Below are 16,605 nucleotides of genomic sequence, written 5' to 3'. Positions count from 1 at the left end.
GAGCGCCCCGTGGGCTGCGACTCGGGGCGGGCGGTCGCGGGGCCGGTGCCCGAGCATCCGGGGCCTATCATGCCCGTTCAGCCGGGGAAGCCCACATGGGTATGCTCGCGGCCGACCATCCGATCATGCCCAGCCCGCCGCCCCGATCGAGGAGACCCCGTGACGCCCAGCCCCGACCAGCCCAGCCGGCCGCTCCCGGCTCCCATGGCCCGCGTGGTCCGTGCCGAGGTCACCGAGGCCCCCGTCAGCGTCACCGAGCTCGCCGACGCCGTCCAGGACGCCGCCGCCGGCGCCGTCGTCACCTTCGAGGGCGTGGTCCGCAACCACGACGCCGAGCGCGCCGTCACCGGCATCGGCTACTCCTGTCACCCCACGGCCGGCCAGGTCGTTAAGCAGATCGCCCAGGACGTGGCCCAGCAGGGGCGGGTGCGGGCCCTGGGGGTCGTTCACCGCGTCGGCGACCTGAGCGTCGGGGAGGTGGCGCTCGCGGTCGCCGTCAGCTCCGACCACCGCGCCGAGGCCTTCGCCGTGTGCAGCCAGATCGTCGAGGAGGTCAAGGAGCGCCTGCCCGTGTGGAAGCGCCAGACCTTCACCGACGGCTCGAGCCAGTGGAGCAACATCGCCTGACGTCGTGTCGCCGAGCCTGGAACGTCTCGGGCAGCCCGCCGGAAGAACGGTCGGGATGTGCGACAACCGCCCGGCTCGATGCGGTCGTCACCCGCCGGCGAAGGGCGGGAGCACGTCGACGGCGTCGCCGTCGGCCAGGGGCGTGAGCGAGTCCGCCGGGGTGGAGACCGAGTTGACGAGGAAGCTGCAGATCGGGATGACCCGCGCCATCTCCAGGCCTCGACCGGAGAGCTGCTCGCGCAGAGCCGCCAGTGTCGTGCCGGCGGGCAGGTCCAGGCGCTCCTCGGGACGTCCGGCGGCCTCCGTGGCCGCGGCGAAGTAGCGCAGGGTCACGGAGATCTGCGCCTGACCGGCGTGCGCGCCCGCCTGGGGCGACAGCTCGGGGCAGGGGTTCGTCATAGGGGGCTCCTGAGGATTCGGGTCAGCCACCGATGGCCGACATGGTGCGCTGCGGGCGAGCGAAGCCGTCGCTCTCGGTGTGGGGACTGTCCGAGCCGTGCGCGCGGGGCTTGCCCCAGGTTGCGCCGGCCCAGATGCGGATGAGCTCGTCGTCGTCGGCCCCGGCGCGCATGGGGCCGCGCAGGTCGGTCTCGGTGCTGGAGAACAGGCAGGTCATGAGGCGTCCGTCGGCCGTGATGCGGGTGCGGTCGCAGTCCGAGCAGAAGGGGGCGGTGACCGAGGCGATGACGCCCACCGTCCCGGCCGGATGCTCCTGGCCCAACGCGCTTCCGGCGGCGACCCGCCACAGCGCCGCCGGACGACGGTCCGGGCGGCCCACCTCGGTGAGGGTGAATCCGGCCTCCCGCAGCACCTCCAGGATCTGATCGACGCCGACGACGTCCTGGCTGCTCCAGGTCTCGCGCGGTCCCAGCGGCATGTGCTCGATGAACCGCAGCTGCCAGCCACGGCGCAGGCACTCGGCCAGGAGGCGCGGCGCCCGCTCCTCCACAGTGGCGGGCACGGCCACGGCATTGACCTTGATGGGGTCCAGGCCGGCCTCCTGGGCGCCGGCGATCCCGGTCAGGACGTCGGCGAGCCGGTCACGGCGAGTGATGGCGGCGTAGTCCTGCGGGTCCAGGGAGTCGATGGAGATGTTGACGCGGTCCAGGCCCGCCGCCCGCAGCCCGGCGGCCCGCTTCTCCAGGCCCAGGCCGTTCGTGGTCAGGGCGATGTCCGGCTTGGCTCCGGCCAAGGTCCGCAACGCGGACAGTGCTTCGACGATCTCCTCCAGGTCGCGCCGCATGAGCGGCTCGCCACCGGTCAGGCGGATGCGCTCGACTCCCAGGCGCTCGACGGCGATACGCCCCAGGCGGGTGAGCTCGCCGGTGGTCAGCAGATCCGGGGTGGGCAACCACTGGAGACCCTGCGCGGGCATGCAGTAGGTGCAACGCAGGTTGCAGCGGTCCGTGATGGACATGCGCAGGTCGCGCACGGTGCGCCCGTAGCGGTCGACCAGCTGCTGAGGGATGCCGTCGGCGGCCGGGGCCGGCGAGCCGGGACCTTCTGGCAGCTCGGGTAGCACCGGCCGGGTCGTCGGCATAGGCAGGTCCGCGGAGGTTCCACGGCTCCTGCTCGGGCCGACGACCGCGGCATCGAGTGGTGCAGGCGTCATGCGTTGAGCATATCGGGAGCGCGCCAGCGGCATGGTGTGAGGCCCGACGAGGCCCCGAGCCCGTGGCCGGAGCCAGGGGTTCGGGGCCGCGTGTGCCTCCGGCCGACCGACCGCGCTCAGGCGTGGATCAGGCGGTGCGCAGGATCTCGACGCGTGCGAAGCCCTCGGACTGCTCCAGCAGCGTGTGCTGGAAGGTGAAGGGCAGCTGGTCGATCTGGGCCAGCAGCGGGGTGGGCACGTGCGGGGCCACCAGGTCGAAGCCCTCACCGGGGTTGAGGGAGGAGGCGGCGCCGATGACCGCGGCGTGGCGCAGACGGTGCGGGATGGCGCGCGCGTCCAGGGTGAGGCGCTCGTCGCTGTGCTCGTGGCAGCCGCAGCTGGACTTCTTCTCAGTGACGGGCAGCAGCTCGGGGCTCTCGCTCATAGGGCTCTCCTTCGGAGTGTTTCGTACTGGTGGGCGTGACCTTACTACCACTGCGGGGCCGGCTGGAACGACCGTCCACCTCCAGTGGAACGGCTGTCCACCTCCGCAGGTGCGGCCAGCCCCACACAAACCTACCGAAACTTCATAAGTGACGCGGAGCCGTGTCGTCTATGAAGTTTCTGTCGATGTGAGTGCGTGGTGCGTGGGTTTGCGGCGCCGTTGGATACGGTTGGACCGTGGAGACGGACCGACTCAGCCGGGCGCTGACCAGCCGCGTGGCGCCGCGCCTGGTGGCCCTGGCTCTGGGCGCCGCCTGCATCCTCATGGGACTCAACGCCGCCCTCCTGCGCCTCAACCTGCCGGCCCCTGTCAATGGGGCCGAGCTGGCGGCGCTCCACGGCCCCCTCATGCTCGTCGGCTTCCTGGGGACCGTCATCGCCCTGGAACGGGCGGTCGCCGCCCGCACCCCCTGGGCCTTCCTCGCCCCCCTGGGAAGTGCCGCGGGCTGCCTGGCCCTCCTGGCCGGTGCCCCCGACGCCGTCGGCCGGGGACTCATGACCGGCGCCGCCGGCGTCCTGTGCGCCATCTACCTGCGGGTTCACCGGCGAGCCCCCAGCGCCGCCGTCGACGTCGAGGCCATGGGCGGGGCCGCCCTCCTGCTGGGGGACGTCCTGTGGCTGGGTGGGCGCGGCATGGAGGACGTCGTCCCGCTGTGGCTGCTCTTCCCCACGCTCACCATCATCGGCGAGCGCCTGGAGCTGGCCCGCATCGCCTTCCTCGACGAGATGGTGGAGACCGTCGTCGAGGCGCTCTCCGGCGCGGCGGTCCTGGGTGCCTGCCTGTTGCTCATCGCACCGGGCTCCCACCTCGTGGTTGGCCCGGCCCTGCTGGGACTGGCCGTCGTCATGGCCTACTACGACGTCGCCCGACGCACGGTCCGCCTGCGCGGCGGGGTGCGCTTCATGGCGGCCTCCATGCTCGCCGGCTACGTGTGGCTCGCCCTCGCCGGGGCGGTCTGGTCGCTGTGGGGCCTGCAGGGCCTGAACGGGGCCGCCTACGAGATCGTCATCCACTGCATCACGGTGGGCTTCGCCTTCTCCATGATCCTGGCCCACGCCCCGGTCATCATCCCCGCGATCGTCCACCGGGCCCTGCCCTACCACCGACTCATGTGGCTGCCCTACGTTGGGCTGCACGCCGGCCTGGTGGTGCGCGTCGTCGGCCTGCTGGCGGAGGCCTCCGCGGTCTGGAAGGTCGGCGGTGCCGTGGGAGTGGCGGCGATCCTCGTCTTCATGGTCCTCACCCTGGGGCGCGTCCTGACCTCCGGCAGCATCCGCAAGCCGGTCCGGGTCGGAACGCCGGATGCGGCCGCGGCATCCGGATCGACGACGTCCCAGGCGACAGGGGGCCGCGCATGAGCCTGTCCATCGGTTCTCCCGGTACCGGGTCCGCCCCCCGGCCCGGCTCGCTTCCCGGCCCCGGACGAGCAAGCGGCCCGGGCCGCCCCGCCAAGAAGCCCTCCCGGCGCACCACCCAGGTGCGTCGCAACGCCCTGGTCATGGCCTGGCTGCTCATTGCCGCGGTCCTGGCGGCCCTGACCATCGTGGGCCCGCTGGTCTCCTGGGGAACCTGGCTGCCCCTGCATGCCCTGCTCCTGGGCGGGATCGGCAGCGCCATCACCATCTGGTCCGCCCACTTCGCCGACACCCTCCTGCACCGCCCGGCTCTGGGTGGTGCGGCCCTCCTGGACGCGCGCCTCTACGCCCACAGCCTCGGCACCGCCGTCGTGCTCACCGGCATCACCATGGGCCAGCAGGCGGTGGCGCTCATCGGGGCGGGTATCGTCATGGCCCAGGCCATTGCGGGTGTCGTGGCCATCACCGTGCAGTACCGCAGGGCCATCGCCCCGCGCCTGGCGTCCCTGGCCCTCCATTACGCCGTCGCCCTGGTCCTGCTGGCCACCGGTGCGCTCCTGGGCTTCCTCATCTCCTGGTCCAACGCCCACGGGCGCTCCGCCCTGGCCGACGGCTTCTACCTGGCCCACACGACCACCATGCTGCTGGGCTTCGTGGGCACCACGGTCCTGGGCACGCTCACGGTCCTGTGGCCCACGATGCTGCGCACTCCCATGGAGCCGGTCGCGCCGCGCTGGACCACTCGCGGCCTGCCCTATCTCGTGGGCGGCACCGCGCTGGTGGCCGCCTGCGGGCTGTGGCCGCCCCTGGCGGGTCTGGGCACCCTGGTCTACCTCGGCGGCGCCTGCGCAGTCCTCGTGCCCGCCTACCGCACCGCCCGCCGGGTCCCGCCGACCTCCTTCGCCACGGCCTCCGCCACGGCCTCGGTGGCCTGGTTCGTCGGCTGCGTCGCCATCCTGGGGGCCCGCATGGCACTGGCCGATGACGCCGCTGCCTCCCGCCAGGTCATCCACTCCCTGCGCCTGCCCCTGGCGGCAGGCTTCGCCTTGCAGATCCTCGTGGCGGCCCTGAGCTACCTCACCCCGGTGATGCTCGGCGGCGGCCCCGCGGCCACCCGGGCCACCAACGCGATCATGGACCGCTTCGCCGCCTACCGGGTCACCGCAGCCAACGCCTGCCTCCTGCTGGCGCTCTACCCGGGGGCGCCCTGGCAGGTGCGCGTCGTCGCCGGCGCCCTGGCCGCGCTGGTGACCTCCTACCTGCTGGCGGGCATGATGCTCAGCCTGCGCGAGGTCTCCCAGCGCAAGCGCCCGCCGCGTACCCCACGCACCCCGGCCGACGCCGACCCCACCTCCGACCCCGCGGGCCAACGGTCCGCCCAGCCCCGAAGGGGAACCCGATGACGAAGACGCCCGACGCACAGGCACCATCCCCTGATGAGGCCGCCGCTCCTGAGACTGCTGGCTCCGAGAACGCCCCTTCTCAGGACGCTGCCTCCCAGGAGACCGAGCGCAGCGGCGCCGACAGTGCGGCTCAGGCCCCCGGCGACACTGCTGGGCGCGCGGCGACGGGCGCCGGTAAGCCCGAGGGCGCCCACCGCCGAGCGGTGACGGCCGGTACCGCCCCCGCCATCGACCGCAACCGCCGGCCCCTGACCGGCGGGGCCGGCCGGGCGGCGGGAGACGGGACTGCCGCACCGTCCTCGGGCGGCCTGCTCCAGTCCGCCGACCGCCGCGGCGTTCTCATGGGGCTGCTCACCGCCGGAGCGGCGGTCGTCGTCGGCAGCGTCATCGGCAACCGGGGTCAGGGCGGAACCACCCAGGACGTCACGCCCACCGGCAACACCGTCAACGCCACCATCACGGTGGAGGGCCTGCGGTTCGTACCGGACACGGTCGATGTCACCCCCGGCGACCGGCTCGTCATCACCCTGGACAACACCGCCGACCAGGTCCACGACCTCGTCCTGGCCACCGGCCAGACCACCGGGCGCATCGCCGCCAGAGCCAAGGGCACCCTCGACGCCGGCATCGTCGCGGGTCCGATCGAGGGCTGGTGCTCCATCGCCGGCCACCGCGCCCAGGGCATGGTCTTCCACGTCACCGCGGGCGGGGCGGCCGCCGCCGGCCACCAGCACGGCGATCACCAGCACGGCGGTGGCCAGAGCAAGCCGGCCGGCTCCGGCAAGGACGCGGTTCCCGACTATGCGGCCCAGCTGCCCGCAGGCTTCAAGGCCTTCGACGCCGCCCTGCCGCCGGCCCCTACCAGTCCCGACGGCGGCCCCATGACCCACCGGCACACCTTCACCGTCAAGGAGCAGGTCATGCCGGTCGGCGCCGGCGTCACCCAGCGGCGCCTGACCTTCAACGGGCAGGTCCCCGGCCCCGTCCTACGCGGCAAGGTGGGGGACACCTTCGAGATCACCCTGGTCAACGACGGCACGATGAGCCACTCCTTGGACTTCCACGCGGGGATCACCCCGCCCGATCAGGCGATGCGCTCGATCAACCCCGGGGAGTCCCTCGTCTACACCTTCAAGGCCCAGCACTCGGGGATCTGGCTCTACCACTGCTCCACCTCGCCGATGAGCCTGCACCTGGCCGCCGGCATGCACGGGGCCGTCATCATCGACCCACCGGGGCTGACGGCCGTGGACCGCGAGTACGTCATCGTCGCCTCCGAGGTCTACCTCGGCCCCGAGGGCGGCGAGCCCAACACGGAGAAGATCGCCGCCAAGACCCCCGACCTCATGACCTTCAACGGGGTGGCCTTCCAGTACCACCAGCAGCCGCTCAAGGCCAAAGTCGGGGAGCGCGTGCGCTTCTGGGTCATGGCCGCCGGCCCCTCTCTTCCGACGTCGTTCCACGCCGTCGGCCTGCAGTTCGATCAGGTCTTCTTCGAGGGGGCCTGGACCCTGGGCGGCCCGAACCGGATCGGGGCCGCCTGGTCCGGCGGCTCCCAGGCCCTCGGCCTGCAGCCGGCCCAGGGCGGATTTGTCGAGTGCGTCGCCTCCGAGCCGGGACACTACGTGTTCGTGACGCACTCCTTCGCCGACATGGAGAAGGGCGCTCACGGCGTCCTGGAGGTCACGGCCTGAACCGCGGGCGCCTCAGACCAGGGCTCGTAGCACCACCGAATGCCGCTTCGGCCCCGGGCGACTGTGCCCGGGGCCGAAGCCTTGCGATCTAGAAGTGGTGGACGGGTGATGCTGTTGGAGCCGCGTGCTCAGGCGACGTCGGCGTGGACGATCTTGAGATCCGGCTCCGTGTCGACGGGCTGAGCCGAGCTGATCTGGCAGCCGTCAGGACCGTTGGGCAGGAACTTGAGACGCTCGTAGGCGGCCGGGTCGGGGCCGACGACGGCCCGGAGGAAACCCTCGTGCATGGTGCACACCAGGTCGCGCGGCTGGTGGTTGCGGGTGATGAGCGGGCAGGAGCGCAGGACGACGCTGTCTCCGGAGACCTCCGGGGCGAAGCCCATGACCGCGAGGTAGGGGATGAGGGCGGTGACCCGGTCCACCTGCTCGCCGTCGACCGTGGGCTCAGCGATGGTGCCCGGGGTCAGCTCGGCCCAGCGGCGACCGATCTCCAGGGCGGTGGCGCGGGCGTCCTCGCCCTCGCCCAGGGTGTCGGCGATCGCGTCGAGCAGCAGCAGGTAGGCGTCGACCATCTGCTGGGGGTCGGGTGCCGTTGAGGCGTAGCGCAGGGCCGGGCGGCCCCGCTTGCCCGTCGGCTTGGTGGACACCGTGACGAACCCGGCGTCAACCAGGGCGTCGAGGTGCTCGCGGACGGTGTTGTGGTGCAGGTTGAGTGCGCTGGCGACCTGGACGGCCGTCATCGCGTCGTTAGAAGCCTCCACGACCTCCAGGACGCGCCGGCGCGCCGCAGAGAGGTTGGCGCGTGCGGACAGGTCGCCCAGGGCGGGACGTGGGAGCGAAGGAGTCGGACGGTTGTGCATGTCCTGAGACTAACGCGCTTTCGCTTGTGGGAACCGTCAAAATCGGTGTGTAGTTGAATCCTGCAACGGCTACGTGATGTGACTTTTAGCACACGACGTCCAATAGTGGCTCCGGCAGAACGTGAAAAAAGTCAGTATTGACGCCGTTTCTGCCGGGTCATCGCCCTGTACCAGGGAAAACGGCTCTCAGGGTTATAGGGCCTGCTGTCGACGAAACTGTGACGTGCCCGGAAGGGCTCTGCGCGCCGTCGGGAGTGCTTCAGGGGCGGGTGGGGTCCTCGGCCTCCAGTGAGGGGGCCAGCAGCCGGCGGAAGGACTCCACCCTCGCGCGCCGCTCCTTGCGGGCTGCCGAGGCGCTCGAGGCGTCGGGCCCGTCCGTCGCGCTCGCCCACGCATCCAGGGCGCAGTCGACGACGCCGTCCTCGTGGGTGCATCCGCGCGGACAGTCCTCGGCCACGTCGGCCAGGTCCGGGAAGCCCCGCAGGACGTCGGCGCTGCCGACGTGGGAAACCCCGAAAGAACGCACGCCGGGGGTGTCGATGACCCAGCCGCCCCCGGGCAGCTCGAGGGCCTGAAGGCTGGTGGAGGTGTGGCGGCCCCGGCCGGTGACCTCGTTGACGTGTCCGGTGGCGCGGTCGGCCCCGGGCACGAGTGCGTTGATGAGCGTGGACTTGCCGACCCCGGAATGGCCCACGAGCACTGAGACGGCGTCGTCGAGCGCTTGGCGGACCTCCTCGACGCCGTCGTCGGGCCGCTCGCCGCAGGCCTGGGAGGGGCCGGTCTCGGGGGCTTGGGGGTGCAGCTGCGTAGCCAGGCAGCGCACGCCCAGGGGACTGTAAAGGTCCGTCAGCGGAGCGGCGTCGGCCAAGTCGGTCTTGGTGAGCACGATGAGCGGCTCCATGCCGGCGTCGTAGGCGGCCACGAGGTATCGGTCGATCATGCGTGGGCGCGGCTCGGGGTCGGCCACGGCGGTGACGATGACGAGCTTGCCGGCGTTGGCGACGATCGCCCTCTCGGTGCCGGCTCCGTCCCCGTCCTCGGCGCTGCGGCGCAGCAGGGTGGTGCGCTCCTCGATGCGGACCATGCGCGCCAGGGTGCCCTTGCGGCCGCTGGTGTCCCCGACGACGGCGACCCGGTCGCCGACGACGACCTTGCCCCGCCCCAGCTCGCGGGCCTTCATGGCGGTGATGTTGCCGCTGGAGTCCTCAGTGAGGCCTGGGTCGTCCAGGCGGATGCGGTAGTGGCCGCGGTCGATGCGGGTGACCATGCCCAGGGCCGCGTCGGCGTGGCTGGGGCGCTGCTTGGTGCGCGGGCGCGAGCCCCGGCCGGGGCGGACTCTCACGCGCGGGTCGTCGGTGCCGATGTCGCGGCGGGCCATCAGGCACCATCTCCGGGGGTCTCCGGTTCACGGCGCGATGCGGTGGGTCCGGCACCGCCCTCACCGGAGGTGGCGAGCATGGCGGCCCACAGGTCCGTGAAGCCGGGCAGCGTCTTGGAGGTGCACTCGACGTCGTCCAGGCTCACCCCGTCCACACTCAAGCCGATGATGGCGGCGAAGGTCGCCATCCGGTGGTCTGCGTAGGAGCGCAGCGCGGCACCGTGCAGCGGGGCGGGGCGAATGATGAGCCCGTCGTCGCTCTCCTCGGCGTCCCCGCCCAGGAGGCGGATCTGGGTGGCCAGGGCCGCCAGACGGTCGGTCTCGTGCCCGCGCAGGTGCGCGATGCCGGTGAGGGTGCTGGTGTGGCCCTGCGCCCCGGCAAGCGCTGCCAGGGCCGCTACCGTGGGGGCCAGCTCGCCGACGTCGGACAGGTCCGCGTGGATCCCGGTCAGCCGCCCGGTGCCGTGGGCCGTGAGCAGTCCGTCGGTGAGTGTCACCTCTCCGCCCAGGCGGGGGAGGAGCTCGCGCCAGGCATTACCGGCCTGGGTCGTGGCCGCCGGCCAGTGGGGGACGCTGACCCGGCCTCCGGCCACGAGGGCGGCTGCCAGGAAGGGGCCGGCGTTGGACAGGTCCGGCTCGATCACGACCTCCCCGCCGTGCGGACGACCGGGGTGGACCCGCCAGGTGCGCTCGCCGTCGCCGGCCCCCGGGGCGGGCTCGTCGACGGCAATGCCCCGCTCGCGTAGTGTCGCCACTGTCATGCCCACGTGCGTCAGTGAGGGCACCGGCCCGGTGGGGGTGAGCTTCAGGCCGCCGGGGAGGAGTGCTCCCAGGAGCAGGAGGGCGGAGACGAACTGGGAGGAGGCCGAGCCATCGACCGCCACGCGGGCGCCCTCGGTTCGCAGGAGGGCGCCGTCGCCGGGGCCGACTCGGAAGGGCAGGAAGCCGGGCTCACCGAGGTGGGTGACGTCCGCGCCCAGGGTGGCCAGCGCGTCGAGCAGAGGCGCCATGGGGCGGCGCCGGGCGGCCTCGTCCCCGTCGAAGACGACCGGGGCATCGGCCAGCGCGGCCAGAGCGGGCACGAAGCGCATGACGGTCCCGGCCAGGCCGACGTCGATGCGTCCGACGCCGTCGGGCCCGGTCTGTACGTGCAGCGGCAGGGGAGCCGGCGTGACGCGCAGGCGCGTGCCGGTCTCGTCGAGGTCCTCGAAGCGGGCACCGAGCACGCTCAGGGCAGCGAGCATGAGCTCGGTGTCGCGCGAGCGCAGGAGCCCGGTGAGCGTCGTCGGCGCATCGGCGATGGCGGCCAGCAGTAGGGCCCGCGCGCTCAGCGACTTCGACCCCGGCAGCTCCACGACGGCCTCGAGCGCCCCCGCCGCCACCGGCGCCCGCCACGGCTCGGCCGATCCTGCCGAGCCGGCCGAAAGGGCCGCAGGGCCGGCGGCGCCGGGGGCGTTGGTCATGCCAGGGCCTCGATGACCGCGTTGAGGGTGCTCGAGGGGCGCATGGCGGCGTCGGTCAGGGCCGTATCGGGACGGTAGTAGCCGCCGATGTCCACCGGGGAGCCCTGGACGGCCAGGAGCTCGGCCTGGATCGTGTCATTGAAGGCCTCGAGCTGCTGGGCGATCGGTGAGAAGACGGCGGCGAGCTCAGGGCTGGTCTCCTGAGCGGCCAGCTCGCGGGCCCAGTACAGGGCCAGCCAGGCGTGCGAGCCGCGGTTGTCGATCTGCCCCAGGCGGCGCGCCGGGGAGCGGTTCTCCTCCAGCAGCCGGGCCGTGGCGGCCTCCAGGGCGTCGGCCAGGACCTCGGCGCGCTCGTTGCCGCTGACCTGGGCGACGTGGTGGAAGGCCTCGGCCAGGGCCAGGAACTCGCCCAGGGAGTCCCAGCGCAGGTAGTCCTCCTCAAGCAGCTGGCGCACGTGCTTGGGGGCCGAGCCCCCGGCGCCGGTCTCATAGAGGCCGCCGCCATTCATCAGCGGCACCACCGAGAGCATCTTGGCGCTCGTGCCCAGCTCGAGGATGGGGAAGAGGTCCGTGTTGTAGTCGCGCAGCACGTTGCCGGTCACCGAGATCGTGTCCTCGCCGCGGCGGGCGCGCTCCAGGGACAGGCGCGTGGCCGCCACCGGGTCCAGGACGCGGATGTCCAGGCCCTCGGTGTCCTCATCGGCCAGGTAGCGGTTCACCAGGTCGATGAGGACGGCGTCGTGCCCGCGCTCGGGATCCAGCCAGAAGACGGCCGGGGCGCCGGTGGCCCGGGCCCGCGTGACCGCCAGGTGCACCCAGTCGCGGATGGGGGCGTCCTGGGTGGTGCAGGCCCGCCAGATGTCGCCGGTGGCCACCTCGTGGGACAGCAGTACCGCGCCGGGCTCGGCGCCCGCGCCCTCGACCGCGACGACCTCCACGGTGCCGTCAGCCGGGATGAGGAAGGTCTTGTCGTGGCTGCCGTACTCCTCGGCCTTGCGGGCCATGAGACCCACATTGGGTACCGAGCCCATGGTGGCCGGGTCCAGGGCCCCGTGGGCGCGGCAGTCTTCGATGACGGCCTGGTAGACCCCGGCGTAGGAGGAGTCCGGGATGACGGCGAGCGTGTCCGCGGTCTGGCCGTCCGGCCCCCACAGGTGGCCGCCGGCCCGGATCATGGCGGGCATGGAGGCGTCGATGATGACGTCACTGGGCACGTGCAGGTTCGTGATGCCGCGGTCGGAGTCCACCATGGACAGGCGCGGTCCGGCGGCCAGCTCGGCCTCGATGGCGGCGCGGATCTGCTCGCCCTGGGGCAGCGAGTCCAGTCCTGCCAGGATCGAGGCCAGCCCGTCCTCGGCCCGCAGACCCGCCTCGGCCAGGACTCGCCCGTAGGTGGAGAAGACCCCCGGCAGGGCGGCGCGCACCGCGTGACCGAAGATGATCGGGTCGGAGACCTTCATCATCGTGGCCTTGAGGTGCACCGACAGCAGCAGGTCCTCGTCCTTGGCGGCCGCCACCTGCCCGGCGAGGAACTCATCCAGGGCGGCGGCGCTCATGAAGGTGGCGTCCACGACCTCCCCAGCGGTCACCGGCAGCGACTCCCGCAGGACGATCGGCTCGCCGCCGTCGGCCGGGCGCAACCGGATCTGCAGGGTGCCGGCCTCGGGCACGACGACGCTGCGCTCATTGCGCCGGAAGTCCCCGGCCCCCATCGTGGCCACGCGGGTGCGCGACTGGGGCGACCAGGCCCCCATCGAGTGCGGGTGGGAGCGGGCGTAGGCCTTGACGGCCGCCGGGGCGCGCCGGTCCGAGTTGCCCTCACGCAGGACGGGGTTGACAGCGCTGCCCTTGACGGCGTCGTAGGCGGTGCGCGCCTCGTGCTCGGCGGGCGTGGCCGGGGAGTCGGGGTAGTCGGGGATCTCGTGGCCCAGGGCCTGGAGCTCGGCGATGGCGGCCTTGAGCTGGGGCAGGGAGGCCGAGATGTTGGGCAGCTTGATGATCGTGGCCGCCGGGGACTGGGTGAGCTCACCCAGGCGGGTCAGGTCGTCGTCGGCCAGGGAGAATGCCGCCAGGATGCGTCCCGCCAGCGAGATGTCCGCGGTGCCCACGCTCACGCCCGCCCGCTGGGCGAAGCCGCGCACGATCGGCAGGAAGGAATGGGTCGCCAGCATCGGGGCCTCATCGGTCCAGGTGTAGATGATGTCGGGCTGGGCGGCCTGCTCCGACTGGGGTGACTGGCTTGCCTGAGCCGACTGGGCGGACTGGACGGTCATGAGTGCTCCCTAGCGTGTCGATGACGTGTCTGCGCGTGGTGGTCAGTGGTGCGGCGTGTCAGGGCGCCGCGACCGGTCGGAAGTGGACCGGGGCGAGAGTAGCCGCCGCCTGTGACGCCCAGGTGACAGGTGCCGGGGCGCTGCGGGCGGAGGTGGCGATGGGCCGACGTCGGCCCCTGGCCCGGAGCCAACGGGATCCGACGCAGGCCCGAACAAAGGCGACTCAGGCGGTCACGTAGCGCTGCTGAACGGCTTCGTTAGCGGCCTGCATCGCCTCACGCTGCTGGCGGGCGTTGCGCACCTGCCAGGCCAGGGACGGCCTGCCCTGACGGTCGACGGCGGCCAGCGCGAGCCCGGCCCCCAGGGCGGCCCCGCGCAGCAGCCCGGAGAGGGCCTCCTTGCGGGCCTGCGTCCCCTTGACAGCCCAGACGGGGTTGTTGACCACGGTCAGGGGCACATTGAGGGCCGCCAGGATGGTGGCGTTCGTACGGGGTGCCCGCCCGGCGGCCAGCCCCAGCCCGGCCACGAGGCTCACGGCACCCGAGGCGCGGGTGAGCAGCCGGGCGTCGGAGGCCAGAACGGGCGGCAGACCGACCCGCTCCAGCGTCGGGGCGACCTTCTCGAACTTCTCCACGTGGCGCGAGGGGCGCACCAGGGCGTCGAGTCCATCGACGATGAAGGGCGCGGCGAGCATGGGGCGGGCGAAGGAGCGCAGAATGTTCATGCCCCCATCCTGACCTACGCGGGCGGCTCGGGCCAGCGATATCGCTGCTCGAAGGTGGTATGTGCCTCGCTCAGGGCGGACGGGGAATGAAATCGGGGCGCCATCGTGTTGGCCGGGACATGAGCATCCAGCAGTCGATCGCGTCGCCGACGAGCCGGACCGCCCGCCGGCGGGGCGCACCGCCGAACGGGCCGCGCGGTCGCCGAGAGCGGCCCGGCCGACAGGACCGGCGCCGTCGGCACCGGGATCTGCCGGGACGGCCCGCCACGATCACGGAGGCGATGACCGAGACGATGACCAAGGCTCGTGGCGTCGGTGAGGCCGAAGACTCCCCGGGCACGTTAGGCTCGTGGCTGATGACGGACATCGACGACCACACTGATGAGATCACCCTGGATGAGGTGATCGATCCTGACGATGGCGCACGCGATCTGGACCGGGCGCCGGCCGGTGAGGACGAGGCCGCTCGGGCCGCCCGCTTCGAGGCCGAGGCCCTGCCCTACCTGGACCAGCTCTATGGCGCCGCCCTGCGCATGACCCGCAACCGGGCCGATGCCGAGGACCTTGTGCAGGACGCCTATGCCAAGGCCTTCGGCTCCTTCCACCAGTACCGGCCCGGTACCAACCTCAAGGCCTGGCTCTACCGGATCCTGACCAACACCTTCATCAACTCCTACCGCAAGAAGCAGCGCGAGCCGCTCCAGTCCGACGCGGAGACGGTCGAGGACTGGCAGCTGCACCGGGCCGCCTCCCACGACTCGGTGGGGCTGCCCAGCGCGGAGAACCTCGCCCTGGACGCCCTGCCGGACTCCGACATCAAGGACGCCCTGGGCCAGCTCACCGAGGACCGGCGCCTGGCCGTCTACCTGGCTGACGTGGAGGGCTTCTCCTACAAGGAGATCGCCGAGATCATGGACACGCCCATCGGGACCGTCATGTCCCGGCTGCACCGAGGTCGCCGCCAGCTGCGCGAGCTGCTGGCCGACTACGCCCGAGAGTACGGATACGGGGAGGAGGAGAAATGACAGACCGCATGGAACCGGGAACCCCCGGCGACAACAGCGCCGATCCCACCAAGGGCCCCAAGAGCGCGGACGGCTCCCAGGACTGCTCCTGCGCCGAGGCCCGCGCCCACCTGGAGGCCTTCCTCGACCGCGAGTGCACCGCCGACCTGGCCGAGCGCCTCGCCCAGCACGTGGCCACCTGCTCGCACTGCTCCCGCCTCGCTGACGCCGAGACCCACTTGCGGGAGATCCTGCGCTCGCGGTGCGCCGAGCAGGCCCCTCCCGAGCTGCGCGCCCGGGTTCTGGGGCGCCTGTCGGCCCTGCGCGCCACCGCGGTGAGCGTGACGACGACGTCGACCACGACTCGGACCCAGGCCTCCGCCTCCGGGCGGGTCGTGCGCGTCGTGGAGTCCCGGGTCGAGTCCTCCCGGACCGTCCGCTTCGAGCACGACTGAGGAAGGCGGCCGGGCCCCGGCTGCGACGTGCGCCGACGTGTGGTCGCCTTCACCGGCTGGTCAGCGGCGCCAGACTGGCCCAGGCGCGCCGCCGTGTGCGAGAATCAGCGGCGTTCCGTGCCCCCTCGTGGGGCGAGTCAAGACACGAGGAGGCAGTGATGAGCAAGCGCGGTCGTAAGCGTCGTGCACGCGCCAAGTCCAGCGCCAACCACGGCAAGCGTCCCAACGCCTGAGCCGGGTAGCGCACTGAGCGCAACGCCCTGAGACATAACAGACGTCGGCCGGTCACCCCAGTGGTGACCGGCCGACGTCGTTCTTAAGCCGTCCCGGAACTGTCCTGGTCAGGCGCCGGTTCGCGCTCGCAGCCTGGGTCCTTCGGCCTTGACGGTGATGAGACGCTGAGGTGTGAGCCGCGGAACACGGCCTGATTCGTGGTGAGGGGCACTGTCCAGCCTCTCACCAAGGAACCCGGTGGTGTCTCGTAGGTATGGCCTTGCCGGCTCCTCCTCAACGACGGCGGTGTGACATGAACCTGAGGAACCTGACAGCACCAGACCAGTGGACACTCTCTGACAACTCGCTCCTGCGGCGCATCCTCGTGTGCTTCCTGGGGGAGGTGATCACGGCAGTCGGGATCGCGATCTGCCTGGAGGGCAAGAGCGGCGTCGACCCGTTCACCGCCTTCCTGCAGGGCATCTCCCACGTCTCTGGGATCTCCTTCGCGGCGATCGTCCCGATCGTCAACATCATTATGCTGATCCTCGTCTTCCCCTTCGACCGGTCCATCTTCGGCCTGGGGACGGTCATCAACTTCACCGTCGTGGGTGTCCTCGTGGACTACTTCCGCCCGATCTACCGCAGCTTCTTCCATGTCGAGTACTCCGTCGGCAGCATGCTGCTCCACCTGGCGATCGGGCTGCCGCTGTTCTGCCTGGGAGTCTCCATGTACATCACCTGCGACCTGGGCCAGTGCCCTTATGACGGGATCGCGCCCTCGCTCAGGCGGCACTTCCCGCGCTACAGCTACCGCGTCTACCGGCTGGTTCAGGACATCGTCACAATCTTCCTGGCCCTGCTCTTGATCAGGTTCGACCTCTCGCTGGGCATCGTCGCCCTGGGTACGGTCATCATGGGCTTCTTCATCGGCCCCATCGTCGGTTTCTTCAACAACCACGTCTCCAACCGCCTGGTGGGGATCAGCGGCGACATCTTCGCCGTCTCCGAGTCGTCGTCTGACGAAGGCTCCCCGGCGCCTGCCTGACCGGCGGGTATC

General features: G+C 71.9%; 16 protein-coding genes. 8 read left to right on the top strand and 8 right to left on the bottom strand.

The features are described 5' to 3' along the window. Positions 1 to 204 precede the first annotated feature (204 nt). Positions 205 to 627, top strand: coding sequence for a molybdenum cofactor biosynthesis protein MoaE (locus tag JJJ14_RS09290; protein ID WP_201445153.1), 423 nt, complete (start codon positions 205 to 207; stop codon positions 625 to 627). A gap of 87 nt (positions 628 to 714) precedes the next feature. On the opposite strand, the gene JJJ14_RS09285 is transcribed toward JJJ14_RS09290, so the two are convergent. The 3 genes from JJJ14_RS09285 to JJJ14_RS09275 all read right to left on the bottom strand — a co-directional run bounded on the left by JJJ14_RS09285 (position 715) and on the right by JJJ14_RS09275 (position 2,663). Further along, positions 715 to 1,026, bottom strand: coding sequence for a MoaD/ThiS family protein (locus JJJ14_RS09285; protein ID WP_201443960.1), 312 nt, complete (start codon positions 1,024 to 1,026; stop codon positions 715 to 717). A 22-nt stretch (positions 1,027 to 1,048) separates the two neighbouring features. Next, positions 1,049 to 2,239 (bottom strand): GTP 3',8-cyclase MoaA, encoded by a 1,191-nt coding sequence (gene moaA / locus JJJ14_RS09280; RefSeq protein WP_201443959.1) that lies wholly within the window; start codon positions 2,237 to 2,239, stop codon positions 1,049 to 1,051. 127 nt (positions 2,240 to 2,366) lie between these two features. After that, on the bottom strand, positions 2,367 to 2,663 hold the full coding sequence (locus JJJ14_RS09275; protein ID WP_003785642.1) for a DUF2249 domain-containing protein: 297 nt from the start codon (positions 2,661 to 2,663) through the stop codon (positions 2,367 to 2,369). 236 nt (positions 2,664 to 2,899) lie between these two features. Between JJJ14_RS09275 and JJJ14_RS09270 the strand changes: the two genes are divergently transcribed. The 3 genes from JJJ14_RS09270 to JJJ14_RS09260 are packed head-to-tail and all read left to right on the top strand — an operon-like array spanning position 2,900 to position 7,175. Continuing rightward, entirely contained in the window at positions 2,900 to 4,081 is a 1,182-nt protein-coding gene (locus JJJ14_RS09270) for a hypothetical protein (RefSeq protein ID WP_201443958.1), read from the top strand. Beyond that, a complete protein-coding gene (locus JJJ14_RS09265; protein WP_201443957.1) occupies positions 4,078 to 5,481 on the top strand; it encodes a hypothetical protein in 1,404 nt (467 codons plus the stop codon). The genes JJJ14_RS09270 and JJJ14_RS09265 overlap by 4 nt, the downstream gene beginning before the upstream one ends. Beyond that, positions 5,478 to 7,175 (top strand): multicopper oxidase domain-containing protein, encoded by a 1,698-nt coding sequence (locus JJJ14_RS09260; protein WP_201443956.1) that lies wholly within the window; start codon positions 5,478 to 5,480, stop codon positions 7,173 to 7,175. Before JJJ14_RS09265 ends, JJJ14_RS09260 begins: the two co-directional genes overlap by 4 nt. A 128-nt stretch (positions 7,176 to 7,303) precedes the next feature. On the opposite strand, the gene JJJ14_RS09255 is transcribed toward JJJ14_RS09260, so the two are convergent. From JJJ14_RS09255 to JJJ14_RS09235, 5 genes are all read right to left on the bottom strand, one after another. Continuing rightward, positions 7,304 to 8,035 (bottom strand): helix-turn-helix transcriptional regulator, encoded by a 732-nt coding sequence (locus JJJ14_RS09255; RefSeq protein ID WP_009406985.1) that lies wholly within the window; start codon positions 8,033 to 8,035, stop codon positions 7,304 to 7,306. Positions 8,036 to 8,294: 259 nt separating this feature from the next. Beyond that, positions 8,295 to 9,413 (bottom strand): ribosome small subunit-dependent GTPase A, encoded by a 1,119-nt coding sequence (rsgA, locus tag JJJ14_RS09250; protein WP_201443955.1) that lies wholly within the window; start codon positions 9,411 to 9,413, stop codon positions 8,295 to 8,297. Continuing rightward, positions 9,413 to 10,876 (bottom strand): 3-phosphoshikimate 1-carboxyvinyltransferase, encoded by a 1,464-nt coding sequence (aroA, locus tag JJJ14_RS09245; RefSeq protein WP_201443954.1) that lies wholly within the window; start codon positions 10,874 to 10,876, stop codon positions 9,413 to 9,415. The genes rsgA and aroA overlap by 1 nt, the downstream gene beginning before the upstream one ends. Beyond that, entirely contained in the window at positions 10,873 to 13,149 is a 2,277-nt protein-coding gene (locus JJJ14_RS09240) for an NADP-dependent isocitrate dehydrogenase (RefSeq protein ID WP_201443953.1), read from the bottom strand. Before JJJ14_RS09240 ends, aroA begins: the two co-directional genes overlap by 4 nt. A 223-nt stretch (positions 13,150 to 13,372) precedes the next feature. Further along, a complete protein-coding gene (locus JJJ14_RS09235) occupies positions 13,373 to 13,873 on the bottom strand; it encodes a DoxX family protein (protein WP_009407349.1) in 501 nt (166 codons plus the stop codon). Positions 13,874 to 14,229: 356 nt separating this feature from the next. On the opposite strand from JJJ14_RS09235, the gene JJJ14_RS09230 reads away from it, so the two are divergent. The 4 genes from JJJ14_RS09230 to JJJ14_RS09220 all read left to right on the top strand — a co-directional run bounded on the left by JJJ14_RS09230 (position 14,230) and on the right by JJJ14_RS09220 (position 16,593). Further along, positions 14,230 to 14,898 (top strand): sigma-70 family RNA polymerase sigma factor, encoded by a 669-nt coding sequence (locus JJJ14_RS09230; RefSeq protein WP_236592946.1) that lies wholly within the window; start codon positions 14,230 to 14,232, stop codon positions 14,896 to 14,898. Then, positions 14,895 to 15,332, top strand: a complete 438-nt coding sequence (gene rsrA / locus JJJ14_RS09225; protein ID WP_201443952.1) for a mycothiol system anti-sigma-R factor — start codon at positions 14,895 to 14,897, stop codon at positions 15,330 to 15,332. The genes JJJ14_RS09230 and rsrA overlap by 4 nt, the downstream gene beginning before the upstream one ends. Before the next feature lie 158 nt (positions 15,333 to 15,490). After that, positions 15,491 to 15,565, top strand: coding sequence for a 50S ribosomal protein bL37 (locus JJJ14_RS12805; protein WP_370538935.1), 75 nt, complete (start codon positions 15,491 to 15,493; stop codon positions 15,563 to 15,565). Between the two features lie 293 nt (positions 15,566 to 15,858). Next, complete coding sequence (locus JJJ14_RS09220) at positions 15,859 to 16,593, top strand: YczE/YyaS/YitT family protein (protein WP_201443951.1); 735 nt, start codon at positions 15,859 to 15,861, stop codon at positions 16,591 to 16,593. The last annotated feature ends 12 nt before the right edge of the window (positions 16,594 to 16,605 follow it).

This window comes from Actinomyces sp. HMT 175 (assembly GCF_016694895.1).
In the GTDB taxonomy this organism is placed as follows: Bacteria; Actinomycetota; Actinomycetes; order Actinomycetales; family Actinomycetaceae; genus Actinomyces; species Actinomyces oris.
The sequence above is the reverse complement of the archived record's forward strand: the minus strand, read 5'-3'. Positions and strand labels throughout refer to the sequence as shown.